The organism is Pseudomonas helleri (genome assembly GCF_009600315.1).
Classification (GTDB): domain Bacteria; phylum Pseudomonadota; class Gammaproteobacteria; order Pseudomonadales; family Pseudomonadaceae; genus Aquipseudomonas; species Aquipseudomonas helleri_A.
Genome location: NZ_WIWC01000014.1, coordinates 26,953 through 48,635, shown reverse-complemented (window position 1 = coordinate 48,635; position 21,683 = coordinate 26,953). Strand labels below are relative to the sequence as shown.

The 21,683-nt window shown below is 56.5% G+C and carries 19 protein-coding genes and 1 other RNA gene; 10 read left to right on the top strand and 10 right to left on the bottom strand.

Annotated features, from left to right (window positions below):
- Positions 1 to 234 precede the first annotated feature (234 nt).
- From dapB to grpE, 4 genes are all read right to left on the bottom strand, one after another.
- Entirely contained in the window at positions 235 to 1,041 is an 807-nt protein-coding gene (dapB, locus tag GHN86_RS11015; protein ID WP_153386572.1) for a 4-hydroxy-tetrahydrodipicolinate reductase, read from the bottom strand.
- 10 nt (positions 1,042 to 1,051) lie between these two features.
- Complete coding sequence (gene dnaJ, locus GHN86_RS11010) at positions 1,052 to 2,176, bottom strand: molecular chaperone DnaJ (protein ID WP_153379599.1); 1,125 nt, start codon at positions 2,174 to 2,176, stop codon at positions 1,052 to 1,054.
- A 322-nt stretch (positions 2,177 to 2,498) separates the two neighbouring features.
- Complete coding sequence (dnaK, locus tag GHN86_RS11005; RefSeq protein ID WP_153379601.1) at positions 2,499 to 4,415, bottom strand: molecular chaperone DnaK; 1,917 nt, start codon at positions 4,413 to 4,415, stop codon at positions 2,499 to 2,501.
- A gap of 100 nt (positions 4,416 to 4,515) precedes the next feature.
- Positions 4,516 to 5,082 carry a nucleotide exchange factor GrpE gene (gene grpE, locus GHN86_RS11000; protein ID WP_153379603.1) on the bottom strand — a complete coding sequence of 189 codons (567 nt, stop codon included), beginning with the start codon at positions 5,080 to 5,082 and terminating at the stop codon, positions 4,516 to 4,518.
- Between the two features lie 252 nt (positions 5,083 to 5,334).
- On the opposite strand from grpE, the gene recN reads away from it, so the two are divergent.
- Positions 5,335 to 7,017, top strand: coding sequence for a DNA repair protein RecN (gene recN / locus GHN86_RS10995; RefSeq protein ID WP_153379606.1), 1,683 nt, complete (start codon positions 5,335 to 5,337; stop codon positions 7,015 to 7,017).
- 95 nt (positions 7,018 to 7,112) lie between these two features.
- Here the strand turns inward: recN and fur are convergent, their stop codons facing one another.
- On the bottom strand, positions 7,113 to 7,526 hold the full coding sequence (gene fur / locus GHN86_RS10990; RefSeq protein WP_153379608.1) for a ferric iron uptake transcriptional regulator: 414 nt from the start codon (positions 7,524 to 7,526) through the stop codon (positions 7,113 to 7,115).
- A 98-nt stretch (positions 7,527 to 7,624) separates the two neighbouring features.
- On the opposite strand from fur, the gene GHN86_RS10985 reads away from it, so the two are divergent.
- Positions 7,625 to 8,155: an outer membrane protein assembly factor BamE gene (locus GHN86_RS10985; RefSeq protein WP_153386570.1), complete on the top strand. Its 531-nt coding sequence runs from the start codon at positions 7,625 to 7,627 to the stop codon at positions 8,153 to 8,155.
- A gap of 60 nt (positions 8,156 to 8,215) precedes the next feature.
- Here the strand turns inward: GHN86_RS10985 and GHN86_RS10980 are convergent, their stop codons facing one another.
- The 3 genes from GHN86_RS10980 to GHN86_RS10970 are packed head-to-tail and all read right to left on the bottom strand — an operon-like array spanning position 8,216 to position 10,371.
- Positions 8,216 to 8,533 carry an RnfH family protein gene (locus tag GHN86_RS10980; protein WP_153379613.1) on the bottom strand — a complete coding sequence of 106 codons (318 nt, stop codon included), beginning with the start codon at positions 8,531 to 8,533 and terminating at the stop codon, positions 8,216 to 8,218.
- Positions 8,526 to 8,960 (bottom strand): type II toxin-antitoxin system RatA family toxin, encoded by a 435-nt coding sequence (locus tag GHN86_RS10975; RefSeq protein ID WP_122783722.1) that lies wholly within the window; start codon positions 8,958 to 8,960, stop codon positions 8,526 to 8,528. Before GHN86_RS10975 ends, GHN86_RS10980 begins: the two co-directional genes overlap by 8 nt.
- 7 nt (positions 8,961 to 8,967) lie before the next feature.
- Positions 8,968 to 10,371: a sodium-dependent transporter gene (locus tag GHN86_RS10970; RefSeq protein WP_153386568.1), complete on the bottom strand. Its 1,404-nt coding sequence runs from the start codon at positions 10,369 to 10,371 to the stop codon at positions 8,968 to 8,970.
- A 140-nt stretch (positions 10,372 to 10,511) separates the two neighbouring features.
- Here GHN86_RS10970 and smpB point away from each other — a divergent pair, with 140 nt between their 5' ends.
- The gene (gene smpB / locus GHN86_RS10965) at positions 10,512 to 10,994 is read left to right on the top strand and encodes an SsrA-binding protein SmpB (protein ID WP_016783457.1); all 483 of its coding nucleotides are present in this window, start codon (positions 10,512 to 10,514) and stop codon (positions 10,992 to 10,994) included.
- A gap of 168 nt (positions 10,995 to 11,162) precedes the next feature.
- Here smpB and GHN86_RS10960 read toward each other — a convergent pair whose 3' ends face one another.
- On the bottom strand, positions 11,163 to 11,930 hold the full coding sequence (locus tag GHN86_RS10960; RefSeq protein ID WP_153379617.1) for a GntR family transcriptional regulator: 768 nt from the start codon (positions 11,928 to 11,930) through the stop codon (positions 11,163 to 11,165).
- 261 nt (positions 11,931 to 12,191) lie between these two features.
- On the opposite strand from GHN86_RS10960, the gene GHN86_RS10955 reads away from it, so the two are divergent.
- The 5 genes from GHN86_RS10955 (at position 12,192) to GHN86_RS10935 (ending at position 19,743) form a co-directional block, all read left to right on the top strand.
- Entirely contained in the window at positions 12,192 to 13,886 is a 1,695-nt protein-coding gene (locus GHN86_RS10955) for a lactate permease LctP family transporter (protein ID WP_153379619.1), read from the top strand.
- 112 nt (positions 13,887 to 13,998) lie between these two features.
- A complete protein-coding gene (locus tag GHN86_RS10950; RefSeq protein ID WP_153386566.1) occupies positions 13,999 to 14,823 on the top strand; it encodes a (Fe-S)-binding protein in 825 nt (274 codons plus the stop codon).
- The gene (locus tag GHN86_RS10945) at positions 14,820 to 16,280 is read left to right on the top strand and encodes a LutB/LldF family L-lactate oxidation iron-sulfur protein (RefSeq protein ID WP_153386564.1); all 1,461 of its coding nucleotides are present in this window, start codon (positions 14,820 to 14,822) and stop codon (positions 16,278 to 16,280) included. Before GHN86_RS10950 ends, GHN86_RS10945 begins: the two co-directional genes overlap by 4 nt.
- Positions 16,277 to 16,948 carry a LutC/YkgG family protein gene (locus tag GHN86_RS10940; RefSeq protein ID WP_153379625.1) on the top strand — a complete coding sequence of 224 codons (672 nt, stop codon included), beginning with the start codon at positions 16,277 to 16,279 and terminating at the stop codon, positions 16,946 to 16,948. Before GHN86_RS10945 ends, GHN86_RS10940 begins: the two co-directional genes overlap by 4 nt.
- Positions 16,945 to 19,743, top strand: a complete 2,799-nt coding sequence (locus tag GHN86_RS10935) for an FAD-binding and (Fe-S)-binding domain-containing protein (protein ID WP_153386562.1) — start codon at positions 16,945 to 16,947, stop codon at positions 19,741 to 19,743. The genes GHN86_RS10940 and GHN86_RS10935 overlap by 4 nt, the downstream gene beginning before the upstream one ends.
- 56 nt (positions 19,744 to 19,799) lie before the next feature.
- Here the strand turns inward: GHN86_RS10935 and GHN86_RS10930 are convergent, their stop codons facing one another.
- Entirely contained in the window at positions 19,800 to 20,150 is a 351-nt protein-coding gene (locus GHN86_RS10930) for a DUF6124 family protein (protein WP_153379629.1), read from the bottom strand.
- 546 nt (positions 20,151 to 20,696) lie between these two features.
- Between GHN86_RS10930 and GHN86_RS10925 the strand changes: the two genes are divergently transcribed.
- On the top strand, positions 20,697 to 20,990 hold the full coding sequence (locus tag GHN86_RS10925; protein WP_153379631.1) for a hypothetical protein: 294 nt from the start codon (positions 20,697 to 20,699) through the stop codon (positions 20,988 to 20,990).
- Positions 20,991 to 21,066: 76 nt separating this feature from the next.
- Positions 21,067 to 21,458: a transfer-messenger RNA gene (gene ssrA, locus GHN86_RS10920) on the top strand.
- Positions 21,459 to 21,683: the final 225 nt, after the last annotated feature.

The window sequence follows — 21,683 nt, the reverse complement described above, 5'->3', positions numbered from 1 at the left end:
TGAAAGGGCGATCGCAGGTTGTAAAAAAGCGGAGTGACGTATGGACACGTCACTCCGCTTCTTCATCGAATTATCTGCGCGCTTTTAGTGGACACACTAAAGCTGTAGCTTACAGAAAAAGGCTTTTTTGGTCTACCGCTAAAGAGCCGAAAAGGCCGAGGAATGCGACAGGAGATCGCTTAGCGGTTAAAAATCGAGCTGTTGGTAGCAACAGCCCGATTTTACAGAGGCATTTCAACGCAGGTCGAGCACATCCTGCATGTCAAACAAGCCAGGTTCGCGACCCTTCAGCCAAAGCGCAGCGCGAACTGCGCCCTTGGCAAAGGTCATGCGACTGGAAGCTTTGTGGGTTATTTCAAGGCGCTCACCTTCAGTCGCGAACAGCACCGTATGATCACCGACCACATCGCCTCCACGCACAGTGGCGAAACCAATAGTTTCGCGCTCACGCGCGCCGGTATGCCCTTCCCGACCATAGACCGCAACCTTTTGCAGGTCACGCCCCAATGCATCGGCAATCACCTCGCCCATGCGCAGGGCAGTGCCCGAAGGCGCGTCGATTTTATGACGGTGATGCGCCTCGATGATTTCGATGTCCGCATCCTCACCCATCACCCGGGCAGCCATATCCAGCAACTTGAGCGACAAATTGACGCCAACGCTGAAGTTCGCCGCAAAAACGATCGGAATGTCTTTGCCAGCTTCGGCGAGCAATTGCTTTTGCGCCGGGCTCAGCCCTGTCGTACCAATGACCATCGCTTTGCCTGACTGACGGCAAATCTCCAGGTTTTTCAGCATAACCTCGGGCAACGTGAAGTCGATCAATACATCGAAATCATCCACAACCGCCTGCAAATCAGACGACAGCGGAACACCCAGTTGACCCTGAGAGACCAATTCACCGGCATCAGCACCGATCAACGAACTACCCGGGCGAACAATCGCAGCGGTCAGGCCGCACAGCGGCGAACGCTGCTGGACCGCATCGATCAGGGTTTTACCCATGCGCCCGGCAGCGCCCATTACAGCTATACGTCGCATGCCTCGCCCCTTATAAGTCGCCGAAGAAGCGCTTCACGCCTTCGAACCAGCCCGTTGCGTTAGGCGAGTGACTGCTGTCACCTTCCAGCGTGGAACGAAACTCTTCCATCAGCTCACGCTGACGTCGATTCAATTTAACCGGTGTTTCAACAACAACACGGCACATCAAATCACCAGCACCACCACCACGAACAGGCGCTACACCCTTACCGCGAATACGGAACTGCTTACCGCTTTGCGTACCCTCAGGCACTTTCAACTTGACCCGACCATCAAGCGTCGGCACTTCAAGTTCCGCCCCTAACGCTGCATCAGCGAAATTGATCGGCACTTCACAGAACAGATGCTTGCCGTCGCGCTGGAAAATCGCGTGCTCGCGCACCTCGATCACCACGTAAAGATCACCCGCAGGCCCACCTTGTACGCCAGCTTCGCCTTCGCCCGACAGACGAATCCGATCACCCGTATCGACGCCCGCAGGCACTTTGACTGAAAGGGTTTTGTATTCTTCTACGCGGCCTTCGCCACGGCAGCTGTCGCAAGGATCGGAAATGATCTTGCCCTGACCATGACAGCGCGGACAGGTCTGCTGCACAGCGAAGAAACCTTGCTGCATACGCACCTGACCAATACCACCACAGGTCGTACAGGTAACAGGCGAAGAACCCTTCTTGGCGCCAGAACCGTCACACGGCTTGCAATTAACCAGTGTCGGAACACGAATATTGACCGTGGTACCGCGCACAGCCTCTTCCAGATCCAGCTCCAACGTATAGCGCAAATCGCTACCACGCTGAGCGCCGCCCCGGGAGCCGCCACGACCACCACCAAAAAAATCACTGAACACATCGCCAAAAATATCGGAGAAGTTCTGCCCGCCAAATCCGGCTCCACCGCCACCCATTTGTGGATCGATGCCAGCATGACCATATTGATCATAGGCCGCACGTTTGCTGGCGTCCGACAGGACTTCGTATGCTTCGTTCGCTTCTTTGAACAGCTCTTCTGAAGCCTTGTCATCCGGATTACGGTCCGGGTGATGCTTCATTGCCAGACGTCGGTATGCCTTCTTCAACTCCACCTCAGTGGAAGTACGCTCGACACCCAATATTTCGTAATAATCGCGCTTTGCCATAATTCTTTGCACTCTCAAGGACGTTCGGCAAAACCCTCCCGAGCCTCACCAAACCCGCCAAATCCGATAGAGATCAGACTCGACTCACGTCTTTTTCAACGATATTGGTTTCTGATTAACGGCCAATGCACTGACCGACAGGAGCGGTGACTTGCGGGCGGAAAACAATAAATTCTCCCGACCCAACCGCCAACATCCGACCTTGTCGCATGCTGTAAAAATTCCTCTACTCCAGACACGCCAACGCGGGAGCAAGCTCCCGCGCGGCGACATCCTACCAGTCACCGCTTATGCGCGGTCAACCGGCCGACAAACAAGCTAATTACTTGTTGTCTTTTACTTCTTCGAACTCAGCATCGACAACGTCGTCTGCTTTTTCAGCCGAATCAGCTGGCTTGGCCGCTGCGTCTGCCGGGTTCGCTTGCTCGGCGTACATCTTCTGAGCAACTGGAGCAGACACTTTGGACAGCTCTTCAACCTTGGCTTCGATAGCCGCTTTGTCGTCGCCTTTTACGGCGGCTTCAAGAGCTACTACTGCAGCTTCGATTGCAGCTTTCTCTTCCTCGGTCACCTTGTCACCAGCATCCGCGACCATTTTGCGAGTCGAGTGAACCAGTGCGTCACCTTGGTTGCGGGCAGCAGCCAGCTCTTCGAACTTGCGGTCTTCCTCAGCGTTGATCTCGGCATCGCGAACCATCTGAGCAATTTCTTCCTCGGACAGACCGGAGTTGGCCTTGATCACGATCGACTGCGACTTGCCGGTCGCCTTGTCTTTCGCGCTCACGTTCAAGATACCGTTGGCATCGATGTCAAAGGTTACTTCGATCTGAGGCACGCCACGTGGAGCAGGTGGAATGTCAGCCAGGTCGAACTTGCCCAACGACTTGTTCTGAGCCGCTTGCTTACGCTCACCTTGCAGCACGTGAATGGTCACAGCGCCCTGGTTATCATCAGCAGTCGAGAACACTTGCGATTTCTTGGTAGGAATCGTGGTGTTTTTCTCGATCAGAGCAGTCATGACACCGCCCATGGTTTCGATACCCAGAGTCAGCGGGCTCACGTCCAGCAGCAGAACGTCTTTAACATCACCGGCCAATACCGCGCCCTGGATAGCAGCACCCATTGCAACAGCTTCGTCCGGGTTCACGTCTTTACGTGCTTCTTTGCCGAAGAACTCGGTCACCAGCTTTTGAACCAGCGGCATACGAGTCTGACCACCGACCAGAATCACGTCGTTGATTTTCGACACATCGATACCTGCGTCTTTCAACGCGATACGGCAAGGCTCGATGGTGCGTTGAACCAGGTCTTCAACCAGCGATTCCAACTTGGCGCGCGAAATTTTCACGTTCAAGTGCTTAGGACCGGTGGCATCTGCAGTGATGTAAGGCAGATTCACGTCAGTCGACTGGCTCGAAGACAGTTCGATTTTGGCTTTTTCAGCAGCTTCTTTCAGACGCTGCATAGCCAGCGGGTCACCTTTAAGGTTCATGCCGCTTTCTTTCTTGAACTCGTCAACCAGGTAGTCGATCAGACGAATGTCGAAGTCTTCACCACCCAGGAACGTGTCACCGTTGGTTGCCAGCACTTCAAACTGATGCTCGCCATCCACTTCGGCAATTTCGATTACCGACACGTCGAAAGTACCGCCACCCAAGTCATAAACGATGACAGTGTGGTCGCCTTTCGCTTTATCCATACCGTAAGCCAGAGCAGCAGCGGTTGGTTCGTTGATGATGCGTTTTACGTCCAGACCCGCGATACGGCCGGCGTCTTTGGTCGCCTGACGCTGGCTGTCGTTGAAGTAGGCCGGAACGGTAATAACCGCCTCAGTCACTGGCTCGCCGAGATAGTCTTCGGCGGTTTTCTTCATTTTTTTCAGAATTTCAGCCGAGATTTGTGGCGGAGCCATTTTCTGGCCGTTCACTTCAACCCACGCATCGCCGTTATCAGCCTTGACGATTTTGTAAGGCACCATCTGAATGTCTTTCTGTACAACTTCTTCGTCAAAACGACGACCGATCAGACGCTTCACCGCATACAGGGTGTTGTGCGGATTGGTCACTGCCTGACGCTTGGCCGATTGGCCAACCAGAATTTCGCCATCGTTGGCGTACGCAACGATCGACGGCGTAGTGCGCGCGCCTTCGGCGTTTTCGATAACTTTTGCTTTACCGTTTTCCAGAACCGAAACACACGAGTTAGTGGTCCCGAGGTCAATACCGATAATTTTGCCCATGTTGACTCTCCCTAAATTTGAATTTTGTTGCCGCAGCAGTAATGACCAACTGCGGCACTGCTTAACGCTTGACTTCTAAATGGGGGCCTTGCAGCCGATTTCAAGCCTGCTCGTCAATCGAAGGCGAAACCGGCGCTGGCGCCTTGCTGACTACAACCATCGCCGGGCGCAGTAAGCGACCATTGAGCTGATAGCCCTTTTGAAACACCTTGAGCACACTGTTTGGCTCCAGGTCAGCACTTTCCTGCATGGCCATAGCCTGATGATGCTCGGCATTAAAGGGCTCACCATGCGGATCGATCGCTTCCAACTGATAACGCTTCAGAGTGTCCTGGAACATTTTCAGGGTCAGCTCAATCCCTTCGCGCATCGGACGGATGTTTTCGTCGTCCGGGCTGGACAGCTCAAGGCCGCGCTCAAGACTGTCGATCACTGGCAAAAGGTCGCCAGCGAATTTTTCCAACGCAAATTTATGTGCTTTCTCGACGTCCTGTTCAGCGCGGCGGCGAACGTTCTGCAGATCAGCAGCGACACGCAAAGCCTGATCATGAGCGGCTGCCAGTTGCTCTTCGAGCGACTGAACACGGGCCACCAGATCTTCACCACCGGCGTCGGCGGCCTGATTAGCCTCTTGGTTTTGCGTATCCATAGTCTGTTCGTCTGCCATAGATTTCTCCTTTCAAACTTTGTCCGCGAGCTCGACTCGCGCTTCTGCCAAGGTATATGGGGTCGCAAATTTCAGGTTCAAGAGCCACAACGCACTAACAATACGTCTTTGTCCTGCCCGCAATCCCCATCCAAAAATCAAAACGCGCTAAAAAATCACAAAACCCAAGCAAATCGTACTAAACACAGCCATTGTCAGCACGAAACAAAACACTGTATAAATAACCAGACATTACGTTTTGGAGCAGCTCCTATGCTGGTGCACCTGTCCGTTCATAACTACGCCATCGTTGAACATCTCGATCTTGAACTGGATCGCGGGATGAGTGTAATCACTGGCGAGACCGGTGCTGGCAAATCGATCATGCTTGATGCCTTAGGCCTCACATTGGGAGACCGCGCCGACAGTGGCGTAGTTCGCCCGGGCGCCGATAAAGCGGACATCCTTGCCACCTTCGACCTGCAAGATATTCCCGAAGCACGTGCCTGGCTTGCCGACAGAGACCTGGAAAGTGATGGCCCATGCATTCTGCGCCGCGTGATCACGACCGAAGGGCGTTCGCGCAGCTATATCAACGGCACGCCCTGCCCTCAAGGCGACCTGAAAGCCTTGGGTGAGTTGTTGATTGATATTCACAGTCAGCATGAGCACCAATCGCTGCTGAAACCTGACACCCATCGTCGCTTGCTGGACGAGTATGCGGGTGCCACCGACCTGTCCCGTCAGGTTCAACTGGCTGCACAACGGTGGCGCCAAACGCGACAGGAACTCGAACACCTCACCAACTCTGGCGATGAACAACGCGCGCGTCATCAGCTATTGAGCTATCAGCTTGAAGAGCTGGAAACTCTGTCGTTGGGTGAAAACGAACTGGAAGAGCTGGAGCAGGAACACAAGAACCTGACCAATGCCGAAACCTTGCTCACGATCTGCCGCCAAGTGGTTGAACAGTGCAGCGAAAATGACTCCGGTAACGTCCTTAATGCATTGACGGTCAGCCTGAACCGACTGTCGAGCATCAACAACAGCTCCGGCTCACTGAGCGAAGCCACTGACCTGCTGGCCAGTGCACAAATCCAGGTCGAAGAAGCCGTAGGCGAACTCAACCGTTTCCTTGATCATTTTGATGCTGATCCGGGACGGTTGCAGTATCTGGAAGAGCGCCTCGACACCATCTATACCCTCGCGCGCAAACATCGCGTGCAGCCGAACGATGTGCCCGCTTTACAACAACGACTGCTGGATGAGCTCGAAAGCCTCAATGCCAACGATGAGTCCATCGAACGTCTGGCCAACGAACTGACTGCCTATACCCGCCACTATCAAGAATGTGCACGCGAACTCAGCAACCTTCGAGGCCAGGCCGCTACCTGCCTGAGCAGCGCAGTTGAAGAAGAAATTCAGCGACTGGGCATGCCCGGCGGGCGTTTCTTGATCGAGCTGCGGCCGCAGGCCAGCGCTGACCCGATGCCACATGGCCTGGAGCAAGTAGAGTTACTGGTCAGTGCCAACCCCGGCCAGCCTCTTAAAGCGCTGGCTAAAGTAGCGTCGGGTGGCGAGCTGTCACGCATCAGCCTCGCCATCCAGGTCATCACCGCGCAAACCTCACGGGTGCCGACCCTGGTATTTGACGAGGTTGACGTCGGCATTGGCGGCCCGACGGCTGAAATCGTGGGCCAACTATTACGCCGACTCGGCGAACGCGGCCAAGTGCTCACCGTCACTCACTTGCCGCAAGTGGCTGCGCAATGCCATCAGCATCTATTTGTACACAAGGTTCGAGAGAGCGACACCACTCGCACCGCGGTGTCGAAGCTGAGCAAGAAAGAGCGCATAGAAGAAGTTGCACGCATGCTTGGCGGCATCGACCTGACCAAGGAATCGTTGGCGCATGCCAAGAAAATGGTGGTTACTGCAAAAATTCTTGCAGCTTAGCGACGAACGGTAGCAAAAGCCGCCAGCCAGACAGCACAAAGGCGACCCTTGGGTCGCCTTTGTTGGTTTCGCGAACCGAAATTCGCGCTACAGACTTATTTTGTTTTCTTGCGCACGTACAAAACAAGATTGTGATCCACCAGCTCAACACCGTGTTTAGCAGCGATGGCATGTTGCAGTTTTTCGATGTCTTCGTCGAAAAATTCGATCACTTCGCCGCTGTCCACATTGACCATGTGGTCGTGATGGCCACCATCGGCATCAGCCAATTCGAAGACTGCATGACCGCCATCAAAATTGTGGCGAATCACCAGCCCTGCGGACTCAAACTGAGTCAGTACACGGTAAACCGTGGCCAGTCCTACGTCCTCACCAGCGGTCATGAGTGCCTTGTAAACATCCTCGGCGCTCATGTGACGCTGCTCGGCAGAGTCAAGCATTTGCAGGATTTTGACTCGTGGCAGAGTCACCTTCAGTCCGGCTTTACGGAGTTCGCTATTTTCAACCATGGTTAGCTTTCTCGCGGAAGCCGCTTCGCAGCTTCTATTAATACGGGTATGATCGGCGTTTACGTTGTCCCAGCCAAGATAGTGGAAGTCGCCCACCGATGCAAAACACCAAGCTCTTGCTAACCAGTTTCACCTTTGTGGGACTGCTCGCACTCGCCGGTTGTTCATTCCCCGGGGTTTACAAAATCGACATCCAACAGGGCAATGTCGTCACGCAGGACATGATAAACCAGTTACGCCCGGGAATGACCCGCCGGCAAGTGCGGTTTATTATGGGCAACGCCCTGCTGACCGATACATTCCACCCTGATCGCTGGGATTATTTGTATAGCCTGCAGCCCGGCGGCGGTGAGCGCCAACAAGAACGCATCAGTGTGTTCTTCAACGAAAATGACCAGCTCGTTAGCTTGTCAGGCGACTTCAAGCCAGGCGTAAGCCGTGACGAAGCCATTCTCGGCAAGGACGGCGCCACCAATGTGGTTGAGCCGGCAGCGCCTGACGCGCCTGCTGAAGAGAAGAGCGAAGTTCCTGCCAAGCCGGGTTCGCTGCTCGATCAAATCCAGAAGGACGTCGACGGCGTCGAAACGGTACCCGTTCCGACTCCAGAGCCTCTGGATACCGACGAATAATTATCGTTCGGTACAAAAAAGCCCGGCATGCCGGGCTTTTTGTTGCCTGAGAAAACGCTCTTACACCTGACTCTGACGCTTGGCTTCGGCCGCTTTAGCGGCCCGTTGGCGGCGTATTTCTTTTGGGTCTGCCAACAGCGGGCGGTAAATCTCGATGCGCTCCCCCGCCTGCAACACCTGATTTTGCGGATCCGCCACCTGCTTACCAAAGATACCCACAGGGCAGCTTGTCAGATCAAGCTCAGGAAACTCATTTCCAATGCCCGAAGCCAGCAACGCAGCGCGCACGCTTGTTCCCTGCGCAACGGTAAAAGCCAGCAAACGCTGTCGATCAATCGCCGCATACACCACTTCGACGTCAATCAACGAATCAACCATAGAGCTGTTTGGCTCGCTGACAAAACGCATCCACTAACGTATTGGCCGCCTGATTGAACAAAGGCCCCAGCGTCGCCTTGACCAGCGGCCCGGCGTAATCGAAGGTCATGTCCAGACTGATCTTGCAGGCCTTCTCACCCAAAGGCTTGAACACCCAGAGACCATGCAATTGCTTGAAAGGCCCCTCTTCCAGGTTCATTTCAATGGATTGTCCCGGCACCAAGGTATTGCGCGTTACAAAGTGCTGGCTCAGCCCGGCCTTGGCCACGCCCAGACTGGCACGCATCAGCACATCAGACTTTTCGATCAGCTCGACGGAGGAACACCACGGCAGAAAATCCGGGTAATGCTCTACATCGTTAACCAGGTCATAAAGCGCTTGCGCCGGATAAGGCAGCAAAGCAGAGCGTTGGATATGGGTAGTCATGTCAGCGTTATTTCCACAGCTGGGCGGCAAACACAATCAGAATGCCGAGTGGCGCCACATAGCGCATCAAAAAAAGTGTCAAGGCGAACAGCACCGGGCTGCGCATCGACAATTCGTCGCGTACCGCGCCACGCCCCATGATCCAGCCTGCAAAGACCACAAAGCACAGCCCGCCCAAAGGCAACATGATACGCGAGGTGAAGAAATCCACGACACCAAAGAAGTCGAGGCCGCTCGCAGCGCCCCACTGATACAGGTGAAAACCTGAGTCTTCACTCACAAAGAACTTGGCTTGTTTCCAGATGTTGAAGGAAAACACCGTGCCCAGCCCCACAAACCAGCAACTGAACGCCAACCAGAACGTTACCCATAAGCGTCGAACCTTGGTTCGTTCGACCAGATAAGCCACCATCGGCTCAAGCAATGAAATTGCCGAGCTCCAGGCCGCCACGGCCACCAACACAAAGAACACCACGCCCATAAGCTGCCCAAACGCCACATTGCCAAAGGCAAACGGCAAGGTCACAAACATCAGACCGGGCCCTTCACTAGGGTTCAATCCCGAAGCAAAAACAATTGGAAACAATGCCAGCCCGGCGAGCAATGAGACAAACGTATCGATCAACGCCACACCGACCACAGTCCCGGAGATTGAAGCGTTCTTGGGCATATACGCACCATAGATCATGATCGATCCAACGCCCACACTCAGAGAAAAGAACGCGTGCCCCATGGCTGCGAGCAAACCATCGAGCACCCGATCTGGGTTGAAGTCGAACATAAAATGCACGCCTTCCATAAAATGCCCCGTGGTCATGCTGTAACCCAGCAGCACCAGCAGCAGCACAAACAGAATGGGCATCATGATCCGCAGGCTGCGCTCAAGCCCCGCCACCACCCCTTTGGCAATCACATACGCCGACAACAGCATAAAGGCCGTGTGCCAGAACGTCAGACGCCACGGGTCAGCGATCACACTCCCGAAGTAAGCACCGACCTGATCTGCCGTCGCGCCCTGAAAATCGCCCTTGCCCATATTGATGATGTAATCGAGCGACCAGCCGCCCACCACACTATAGAAAGACAAAATCAGTAATGCCGTGATCATCCCGGCAAAGGCGCCCCACGACCAACGCGCCGAATGCCCGGCCTCGACCGCCAGCACCTTCAAGGCATTCGCCGGGCTCAGCTGCGCCCGCCGACCAATCAAGGTTTCGGCCAGCATGACCGGCACACCAATCAGCGCGATACAGGCCAAGAACACCAGCACAAAGGCGCCGCCACCATAGACGCCGACCATGTAAGGGAATTTCCAGATACTGCCCAAACCCACGGCAGAACCGGTCGCAGCGAGAATAAAGACCCAACGGCTTGCCCAACTGCCGTGGACAGAAACCTTGTCTGTCGACATCGTTACTACGCCCAACCACTAAAAAAAGAGGGCGCATTGTCCGGGAATCACCCTACCGGCTCAAGCGCGCTGTCCTGCACACGTAATCTCGTTGCATGACCGTAGCCGACACGCTCGCAACTGCCTATAATGCCGGCCCTATGGCTAAACAGAAGAAACACCCCACAGGGACCATCGCGCAGAATAAAAAAGCGCGACACGATTACTTCATCGAACATCGGTTCGAGGCTGGTCTGGTCCTGGCCGGCTGGGAAGTAAAAAGTCTGCGTGCAGGCAAGGCACAGCTGGTCGACAGCTACGTGCTGCTCAAGGACGGAGAAGCATGGTTGCTTGGCAGCCATATCGCCCCCCTGACGACCGCCAGCACCCACGTTATCGCCGACCCTACGCGCAGTCGCAAACTGCTGCTTAACAAGCGCGAGCTTGAAAAGCTGTTTGCCTCGGTGCAGCAAAAGGGTTACGCCTGCGTCTGCCTCTCGCTTTACTGGAGCAAGCACTTGATCAAGTGCGAAATTGCCCTGGGTAAAGGCAAGAAGGAATACGACAAGCGCCACACCGAGCGCGAACGCGATTCCGATCGCGAGCTACAACGCGCGGTGCGTAACAAGGGTAAGGAAGACTAGTTTCCGAGCGCCCCCGCACCTCGTAGCAGCTGACGAGCCTGCGAGGCTGCGTTCGGTCGCGAAGCGATCGTAAATGCTAGAAACGCGACCTGCCACTAAGGTCTCGCTAACCGGCTTTACGACGACTACGTCGCCGAACGCAGCCTTCGGCAGCTGCTACGTATTGAATCACAGCCCATTACGCCGCTCTGCCCGCGCCATGCGCTGCACTTCCTGACGCACTTCTTCCAATACTTCCTGCACATACACCAGATGCCGACTCGCCACTTCACGCGCGTCTTCTGCACGCCCTTCGATAATGGCCAGATACAACTCGCGATGCTGACTGATCAGCATGTCGCGCGTTTCGCTGCGCTGCTTGTACATGCCGCCAATGTTAGTCACCACGTTGCGCTTGAGCAGGTCAAATAGCCCGCGAATCGTGTGTAACAACACGGCGTTATGACTGGCTTCGGCAATCGCCAAGTGAAAGCTGGCATCCGCCTCACCCTCCTCGGCCCGGCCCACTTCATCAACCCGCGCATAACAATCCTGCAATCGCTCGAACGCCAGACGCAAACGCTCGCGATCCATCTCCGTGGCGCGCAACGCTGCGTAATACGCGCACGACGCCTCCAGCGTATGACGGAACTCAAGCAGGTCTCGCTGCGCTTCAGGGTTACTTTCGAGCAATTGCAACAACGGGTCGCTGAACGTCGAACCCAGCGAAGTCGCTACATAGTTACCCCCGCCCTGGCGACTGACCAGCAAGCCCTTGGCCGCCAGTTTTTGAATCGCCTCACGTAACGACGGCCGCGATACACCGAACTGTTCAGCTAACGCACGCTCAGCCGGCAAACGCTCGCCCGACTTCAAGGTGCCCTCAAGGATCATGCCCTCAAGCTGCTCGACAATATCGTCCGACAAACGGCGCTGACGGATTTGATCAAACCCCATAACTACTCTCCATCCTCCCAACCATGCGTCGGGGGGCCGCTATTCTCGCCGATTGACGCGCCTTATACACCCATCAGAAAAACCGCACCGCACCGCATCAGATGCGCCGACAACGAATATATCGACGAAAGATTTAGCAGCGGCAAATTGACACACACCACACGAGGCTTCTAACCTAGCGAACAGTGATTGTAAATTGGTATTACCAATTATCCAATAGCACTGATGGCATTGACCAATAACAATTAGGGGCCACCCCATATGCAAACCTGGCAACAGCTCTATAGTCCGCTCGGCAGTCTTGGCTGGTCCGCACTCGCGGCCGTCATTCCGATTGTGTTTTTCTTCCTGGCACTGGCCGTGTTCCGTCTCAAAGGGCATGTGGCCGGCAGCATTACCCTTGCCCTGTCGATTCTGGTGGCCATCTTTGCCTTCCAGATGCCGGTCGACATGGCCATCGCAGCAGCGGGCTATGGATTTGCCTACGGCCTTTGGCCCATTGCATGGATCATCGTGGCCGCGGTGTTCCTCTACAAATTGACCGTAAAAAGCGGCCAATTCGAAATTATTCGCAGCTCCGTGCTTTCGATCACTGACGACCAACGCCTGCAAGTGCTGCTGATCGGCTTCTGCTTTGGTGCCTTCCTTGAAGGTGCAGCGGGTTTCGGCGCGCCTGTCGCCATCACTGCCGCATTGCTCGTAGGCCTGGGTTTCAACCCGCTGTACGCCGCTGGCCTGTGCCTGATCGCCAACACCGCTCCAGTTGCCTTTGGTGCCTTGGGCATCCCGATCATCGTGGCGGGTCAAGTGACCGGCATCGACGCGTTTAAAATCGGTGCAATGGCCGGTCGCCAACTGCCGCTGTTGTCGCTGTTCGTGCCGTTCTGGCTGGTCTTCATGATGGACGGCCTGCGTGGTGTACGTGAAACCTGGCCCGCAGCGCTGGTGGCGGGTTTGAGCTTTGCCATCACTCAATACTACACCTCGAACTACATTGGCCCTGAACTGCCGGACATCACCTCGGCGCTGGCCAGCCTGATCAGCCTGACCCTGTTCCTGAAAATCTGGCAGCCAAAACGCACCGCAGGTGCCCAGATTGCTGGCGTCAGCTCTGACGTAATCGTGACCGCCAGCGCAGGAGGCTTTGGCAAACCGACCAACCTGATGTCGTCGCCTTACAGCCTGATGCAGATCCTCAAAGCCTGGTCGCCGTTCCTGATCCTGACCGTACTGGTCACCATCTGGACCCTAAAACCGTTCAAGGCACTGTTCTCACCCGGTGGATCGATGTACGGCTGGGTATTCAACTTTGCGATCCCGCACCTTGATCAACTGGTGATCAAGACCGCCCCCATCGTTAACGCTCCGACCGCCATTGCAGCGGTGTTCAAGCTAGATCCGATTTCGGCCACCGGCACGGCGATTTTCTTCTCGGCGCTGATCTCGATGATGATCTTGAAAATCGATTTCAAAACTGGTCTGACCACTTTGAAAGAGACCTTCTACGAACTGCGTTGGCCGATCCTGTCCATCGGCATGGTGCTGGCCTTTGCTTTCGTCACCAACTACTCCGGCATGTCCTCGACGATGGCACTGGTGTTGGCGGGTACTGGCGCTGCGTTCCCGTTCTTCTCGCCGTTCCTCGGCTGGTTGGGCGTATTCCTGACCGGCTCGGACACCTCATCCAACGCCCTGTTCAGTTCGTTGCAAGCCACCACCGCGCACCAGATCGGCGTCAGCGACACCCTGATGGTGGCCGCCAACACCAGCGGCGGCGTGACCGGCAAGATGATTTCCCCGCAATCCATCGCCGTAGCCTGTGCGGCCACTGGCCTGGTGGGCAAAGAATCCGACCTGTTCCGCTTCACCCTCAAGCACAGCCTGTTCTTCGCCACCATCGTCGGCCTGATCACCCTGGCCCAAGCCTATTGGTTTACCGGCATGCTGGTGCACTGATAAGGACTATGGTTACTGCACGTTAATGGCGCCGGGGCACTCCCCGGCGTCAGTAATTCACGACCCGGTCCACTCGCGTGGACATATAACCGGGACCACCCGGAGACGCCTGATGAGCGAGCTTTTTTACAACGCCGTGCCGAATGCGACCCGTGTCGCCCCGCCCTTGCCTGCCCCCCGTCACTACCCCGCGCAAAAACCGCGCAAGGTCTATCTGTTCGGCACCTGCGTGGTCGACCTGTTCTTCCCCGAAGCCGGGATGGACGCCATTCACCTGATCGAACGTGAAGGCATTGAAGTCGTTTACCCTCAAGGCCAAAGCTGCTGCGGCCAACCGGCCTACACCTCGGGTTACACCGAACAGGCTCGGGAAGTGGCCCGCTCGCAACTGGCCCTGTTTGCCGAAGACTACCCGGTGGTCGTGCCCTCCGGTTCCTGCGCCGGCATGTTGCGCGAGCACTACGAAGACCTGTTCAAAGACGAGCCCGAGACCTTGAAAAAGGTCCACGTATTGGCTGAACGCACCTTTGAACTCACCGAATTCCTGTTGTTTGTGTGCAAGGTGCAATTCAAGGACCACGGCGCTCCGGTCAAGGTCGCGCTGCACACCTCCTGCTCGGCCCGCCGCGAAATGAACACCCACCTGCACGGCCGCGAAATGCTCGCACAACTGAGCAATGTCGAACGCATTGACCACAGCCACGAAAGTGAATGCTGCGGTTTCGGCGGGACATTCAGCGTGCGCATGCCGGATATTTCCGGCGCGATGGTCGCCGACAAGACCCGCGCCCTGATTGAAACTGGCGCGCATCAAGTGCTGACCGCTGACTGCGGCTGCCTGATGAACATCAACGGCTCGCTGGAAAAACAGAAACAAGCCCTGCGCGGCCAGCATCTGGCCAGTTTCCTGTGGCAGCGCACCGGAGGTGAGCAATGAGCACCAGCACACTGATTTCTACCGTTGCCGTGGAAGAAGACTTCCGCGAGCGCGCCCATGAGGCGTTAGCCGACCCGCAATTGCGAAACAACTTTCGCAGCGCCATGGACTCTCTGATGACCAAGCGCGCCGTGGCCTTCAGCGACGCCCATGAGCGCGAGCATTTGCGCGCACTGGGCAACGCTATCCGCGCCCGCGCCTTGTCCAAACTGCCCGACTTGCTGGAGCGACTGGAAGCTAACCTGACCCGCAATGGCGTGCAGGTGCATTGGGCAGAGACCGTTGAAGAAGCCAATGAAATCGTCATGTCCATCGCTCGTCGCCGCGCCGCCAAACAGGTGATCAAAGGCAAGTCGATGGTCAGCGAAGAGATGGAGATGAACCACGTGCTCGGCGCCCAAGGCATTGAATGCCTGGAATCCGACATGGGCGAGTACATCGTTCAGCTCGATAACGAAAAACCGTCCCACATCATCATGCCCGCCATCCACAAGAACGCCGGGCAAGTGGCCGATTTGTTTCACGAAAAACTCGGCGTCGAGTACACCAAAGACGTCGACCAACTGATCCAGATTGGCCGCCGTGTACTGCGGCAGAAATTCTTCGAAGCCGACATCGGCGTGTCCGGTGTCAACTTCGCCGTGGCCGAAACCGGCACCCTGCTGCTGGTCGAGAATGAAGGCAATGGCCGCATGTCGACCACTGTGCCGCCTGTGCATATCGCCGTCACCGGCATCGAAAAAGTCGTCGAAAATCTGCGCGATGTCGTGCCGCTGGTATCACTGCTGACCCGCTCAGCCCTCGGCCAGCCGATTACCACCTACGTCAATATGATCTCCGGCCCGCGCAAACCCGGCGAGCTGGACGGCCCCGAAGAAGTGCATCTGGTGCTGCTCGACAACGGCCGCAGCCAGGCATTTGCCGACAGCGAATTGCGCCAGACCCTCAATTGCATTCGCTGCGGCGCCTGCATGAACCACTGCCCGGTGTACACCCGTATCGGCGGCCATGCCTACGGCGAGGTTTACCCCGGTCCGATTGGCGCCATCATCACGCCGCACATGGTGGGCCTGAACAAAGTACCGGATCACCCAAGCGCTTCCTCACTGTGCGGCGCGTGCGGCGAAGTGTGCCCGGTAAAAATTCCGATCCCGGCACTGCTGCGCCGCCTGCGCGAAGAAAACGTCAAATCGCCCGACACCGTACCCCGCATCATGCGCGGTCAAGGCAGCAAGTACTCACGCAAAGAGCGCCTGATCTGGAACATGTGGGCCAAGCTCAACAGCTCGCCCGCCCTGTATCGCGTCTTCCTCAAGGCTGCCACTCGCTTGCGCGCACTGACGCCGAGCAAGGTCGGCCCTTGGACGCAAAACCACAGCGCACCTAAACCCGCCGCCCGTTCGTTGCACGACATGGCCCGTGAACATTTGGCGAAGAAGTCGGGAGACCCGCGATGAGCGCTAAGCAAAATATCCTGAATAAATTGCGTAATAGCCTGACAGGCACCACACCCGTGGCGGACAACTTTGACGAAGTGCTGGTCACTGAGCCATGGACTTACAGCGCCGAGCAGCGCATCCCACAACTGCGCAAATTGATGGAAGCGGTGCACACCGAAATCCACCTCAGCACCGAACAGGACTGGCCCGCGCTACTGGCGCAACTGGTTACCGACCGGCAACTGCCCAGCCTGCTGATTGCCCCAACCACCCCACATGGGCAAAAAGTCGCCGCGCACTGGGCGCAACATCCCGCATTGCCCGCACTTAAAGCCTACGACCGCCCGGTCGAAGAATGGAAAGCCGAGTTGTTCAACGACACCCCGGCCAGCCTGACCACCACCTTGGGCGCTATTGCCGCGACCGGCAGCCTGATTCTGTGGCCGACACCCGAAGAACCGCGCCTGATGAGTCTGGTTCCGCCGGTGCATTTCGCCCTGCTCAAGGCCAGTCAAATCCGCGACAACTTCTATCAAGTGCAACGGGAGATGAACTGGACCGCAGGCATGCCAACCAATGCACTGCTGGTGTCCGGCCCGTCGAAAACCGCCGACATCGAACAAGTACTGGCATACGGCGCCCACGGCCCGAAAGATCTGGTGGTTTTGATTCTGGAGGACGCATGAGCCTGCCCGCTGCCTTTGTGCGTGACGCCGAACGGCTGATCCCGCCAGACCGCCGCTTTACCGATGCGCTGTCGACACTGGCCTTCGGCACAGACGCCAGCTTTTATCGGCTGATCCCCAAGCTGGTGATTCGCGTCGAGTCTGAGGACGAAGTGGTCGAACTGCTGCACCTTGCGCGACGCGATCAGGTGTCGGTGACCTTTCGTGCCGCAGGCACCAGCCTGTCGGGCCAAGCCATCAGTGACTCCGTACTGATCGTGCTGGGCGACAACTGGAACGGCAAAGAAATTCGTGGCCAGGGCACGCAAATCCGCCTGCAACCTGGCGTGATCGGCGCGCAGGCCAATGCCTGGCTGGCGCCCTTTGGACGCAAGATCGGCCCTGACCCGGCCTCGATCAACGCCTGCAAAATCGGCGGCATCGTCGCCAACAATGCCAGCGGCATGTGCTGCGGTACGGCGCAAAACACCTATCACACCCTGGCCGGCATGCGCGTGGTATTGGCCGACGGCACCCGTGTCGACACCGAAGACGCGGCCAGCGTCGCGGCCTTTCGCCAAAGCCAGAGCGCACTGCTCGATCAGCTTGGGACGTTAGCCCGAGAAACCCGCGCCAACGCCGAACTGGCGGCCAAAATTCGCCATAAATACCGTCTGAAAAACACCACTGGCCTGTCACTCAACGCCCTTGTGGATTTTGACGAGCCGCTGGATATTCTCAGCCATTTGTTGGTGGGGTCCGAAGGCACACTGGGTTTTATCAGTTCGGTGACTTACGACACTGTGATTGATCACCCGAACAAAGCCTCGGCACTGATTGTCTTCCCCGACGTCGAAACCTGCTGCAACGCCGTGACCGTCCTCAAAAGCCAACCGGTGTCTGCCGTCGAATTGCTGGACCGGCGTAGCCTGCGCTCGGTGCAGGACAAACCCGGGATGCCGGCTTTCGTACAGCAATTGTCGGCCAATGCCTGCGCCCTGCTGATCGAATCCCGCGCCGCCACTCAGACCTTATTGCACGAACAACTGGCGCACATCATGGCCTCACTGGCCAGTTTCCCGGTTGAGAAGCAAGTCGACTTCACTGAAGACCCGAAAGAAAACGCCAAGCTGTGGGCCATCCGCAAAGACACCTTTCCAGCCGTCGGCGCGGTGCGTAAGACCGGTACGACCGTCATCATCGAAGACGTGACCTTCCCGGTGGAACAACTGGCCATCGGTGTCAATCGCCTGATCGGGCTGTTCGAAAAACACCACTATGACGAAGCGATCCTGTTCGGCCACGCGCTCGAAGGCAATTTGCACTTTGTCTTCACCCAAGGGTTCAACAACCCCGAAGAAGTGGCCCGTTACCAGGCGTTTATGGACGATGTGGCGCAACTGGTGGCCGTGGAGTTCGGCGGTTCGCTCAAGGCCGAACACGGCACCGGGCGCAACATGGCCCCCTTTGTTGAGCTGGAATGGGGCAGCGACGCCTACCAATTGATGTGGGCACTCAAACGCCTGCTTGACCCGCAAGGCATTCTCAACCCCGACGTGGTGCTCAGTGAAGACCCGCACATCCACCTCAAACACCTCAAGCCGATGCCAGCGGCGGACGAGATTGTGGACAAGTGCATTGAATGCGGTTTCTGCGAGCCGGTGTGCCCGTCCAAAGGGCTGACCCTCAGCCCGCGCCAGCGCATCGTGATCTGGCGTGATATTCAGGCGAAAAAGCGCGCCGGTGTGGACACCCGAGAACTGGAAGAAGCCTACGCCTACCAGGGCATTGATACCTGCGCGGCAACCGGGTTATGCGCCCAGCGCTGCCCGGTCGGCATCAATACAGGGGAGTTGGTCAAGAAACTGCGCGCCCGCGACGCCAGTCACCTCAAAACCGCCGATTGGCTGGGCAATCACTTTGCTACCACGCTGCAAGGTGCACGCTTCACCCTGCATGTAGCCAATGGTGCGCGCATGATGTTGGGCGCGCCGCGTCTGGCGAAGATCTCGTCGGCATTGACCAAAGCCAGCAAAGGCCGCGTGCCGTTATGGACCAATGCCATGCCGCAGCCTGAGCGGGCGATTCGCTTTACCCCACCGGTTAAAGATGCACGGCCACGCGTGGTGTATCTGGCAGCCTGCGTGTCGCGCGTGATGGGCCCGGCGGCGGGCGACAAAGAGCAAATGTCGTTGCTGGACAAAACCCGTGGTCTGCTGGAAAAAGCCGGTTACCAAGTGGTTTTCCCCGAGCACATGGACAGTTTGTGCTGCGGCCAGCCATTCGCCTCCAAAGGCTACACCGAGCAAGCTGAGCACAAACGTCAGGAGTTGATCGGCGCCCTGCTGCACGCCAGCCGTGGCGGACTTGACCCGATCTATTGCGACACCAGCCCCTGCACCTTGCGTTTGGTGCAAGACCTCGGTGAATCGCGCCTTGATCTGTACGACCCGGTGCGTTTCATTCGTACGCACCTTGTGGATAAGTTGACATTCACCCCCCAAACCGCACCGATTGCCGTGCATGTCACCTGCAGCACCCAGCATCTGGGCGAAAGTCAGGCGTTGATCGACATTGCGCGGTTGTGCAGCACGCACGTGGTCATACCCGAAGGGATTCATTGTTGCGGCTTTGCCGGTGATAAAGGCTTCACCACGCCGGAACTGAATGCGCATTCACTGCGCACATTGAAAGATGCGGTTAAGGAGTGCAGCGAAGGCATCTCCACCAGCCGTACCTGTGAGATTGGCCTGAGCCAACACGGCGGCATTGATTATCACGGGCTGGTCTACCTGGTGGATCGGGTAACGCGTTAAGGGGCTGCCACATCGAGAGGTTTGACGCGCCTGTCGCCAAGCAGGCGCGTGCTGCATCAGTGCGTTATCAAACCGTCCAGCGATTTATCGACATACGCCTTGGCCAGCTCCACCAAATGCGTCACCGACAACACCAGGTCGCGCTGCAACCCGCTCAAACCCTTCCCCGCCTCACTGGCCGAAGCACCCGCGCAGCGCAACAAGTCTGACGCTTGGGCCAAAGCCGCTTCTAAATCGACACTGTCGGGAATGGCATACGTGACCGTGGCCACCTGCCGTGGAGGCTTAAAGTCGAGCAAGTAATAATCAAGGGCGCGATTGGCGGCGGCACGGTCCAATAACTGTGCAACACACGGAGCAGCAGCCTGCGGGGCAAACACAGGTGGATCGGGGGTGATTTTTTTCATGTCGTAACTCCAGATGCATTCAAGGAGCTGCCATTGCTCGCGACTAAACGAATGGGTGGCAGCCGTACGCAGGTTAGTCGACCGGTGCATCTGGAAACCGGCGCGCCCAAAGGCGCCCTGCGCACGGCCACCATAACGCGGGGCCGAAAAAAAGCGCCTCACGGAGGGTGGCGCTGATGCGCCAGATGGCAATCCGGGCGACTAAACCCGACCGCTGATGAGCAGCGATGGGCCGAGACTATGCCCCGAAATGAACTGGCACAAGCGAACGGGAGTTTCTCGGAAGTTTCACCAGATGGAAAGCGACTCGTCGTACGAAACGGCTGATTTTAAGGCTCGCCCTCATCCTCGTTGCCGAAAACGGCTGCGCAAAAGGCCTCAGTATTTGCCCTGTTTTAGGGCGCAAAAAATAATCCTCAATGATGGCTCAATGAGAGCAGAACTCCTGATCCCGGCTATAGTCAATAGGCTTAAGGCCCCGTATCCGGGGCATATAACCGAGCCTGGAGAAACCGGGCCTATCATGAGCACAAGGAGTTTTCCCCTATGAAACGTTCCGCATTTGCTGGTTTGTTCATTTGCGCTGCGATGTTGGCTTCTCCGGTATTTGCGGCCACAGATGTTCCCGCGAAAGGTGATTTGTGCGCCATCAATTTGGCAAAGATTAATGATGCAATGGCAACGTCTGGTCAAACGAGTGAAAACACCGACACCAATCTCCAGAAGGAAATTGCCAAGGCCAAGGCTTATCACGAAAGCGGCAAAAGCAAAGAGTGCATTGACGTGACCAGCCAAGTGCTTCAAAAGCTTCAAAATATCAACAAAGGTGGTCAAGGCTAAAACCTTCTACAAGGTTGCCCTTTAGCATGGGTTAGGCGTAGACTGCGCAGCTTGCTGGTTACATACAGCAAGCACTGGGGCCGTTTAGGATTCGACGCCGGTTGCGAAACTCTAGGTGCATGCCGAGTTGGTAACAGAACTCGTAAATCCACTGTTGCAACTTTCTATAGTTGCCAATGACGAAACCTACGAGGGTCAAGCTCTCGCAGCGTAAGCTGCCTTAGCCATCCTCCTGGTACCTTCGGGTCCAGCAATCACTAGGGGATGCCTGTAAACCTGAAGTGATTGTCATATAGAACAGGATCGCCGTGCAGTACGTTGTGGACGAAGCGGCTAAAACTTACACAACTCGCCCAAAGCACCCTGCCCTTCGGGTCGCTGAGGGTTAACTTAATAGATACGGCTAAGCATGTAGTACCGACAGCGGAGTACTGGCGGACGGGGGTTCAAATCCCCCCGGCTCCACCAATTTGTCTTCCCGGGAAGACCCAGAAAAGCCGTAAAGCCTAGAGAAATCGAAGCTTTACGGCTTTTTTATTGCCCGCGTTTTCCCACCTGATCCCAGGGCCTGTTCGCCACAACCTACATAGGGCTACTCGACTCGTAGCCACTATGTAGGCAATGGATTGCTCTTTTTTGCAGCGTGGGGCTTTGCATACGTCGACTACGCAAGTTCGCTATGACGACGCGCAC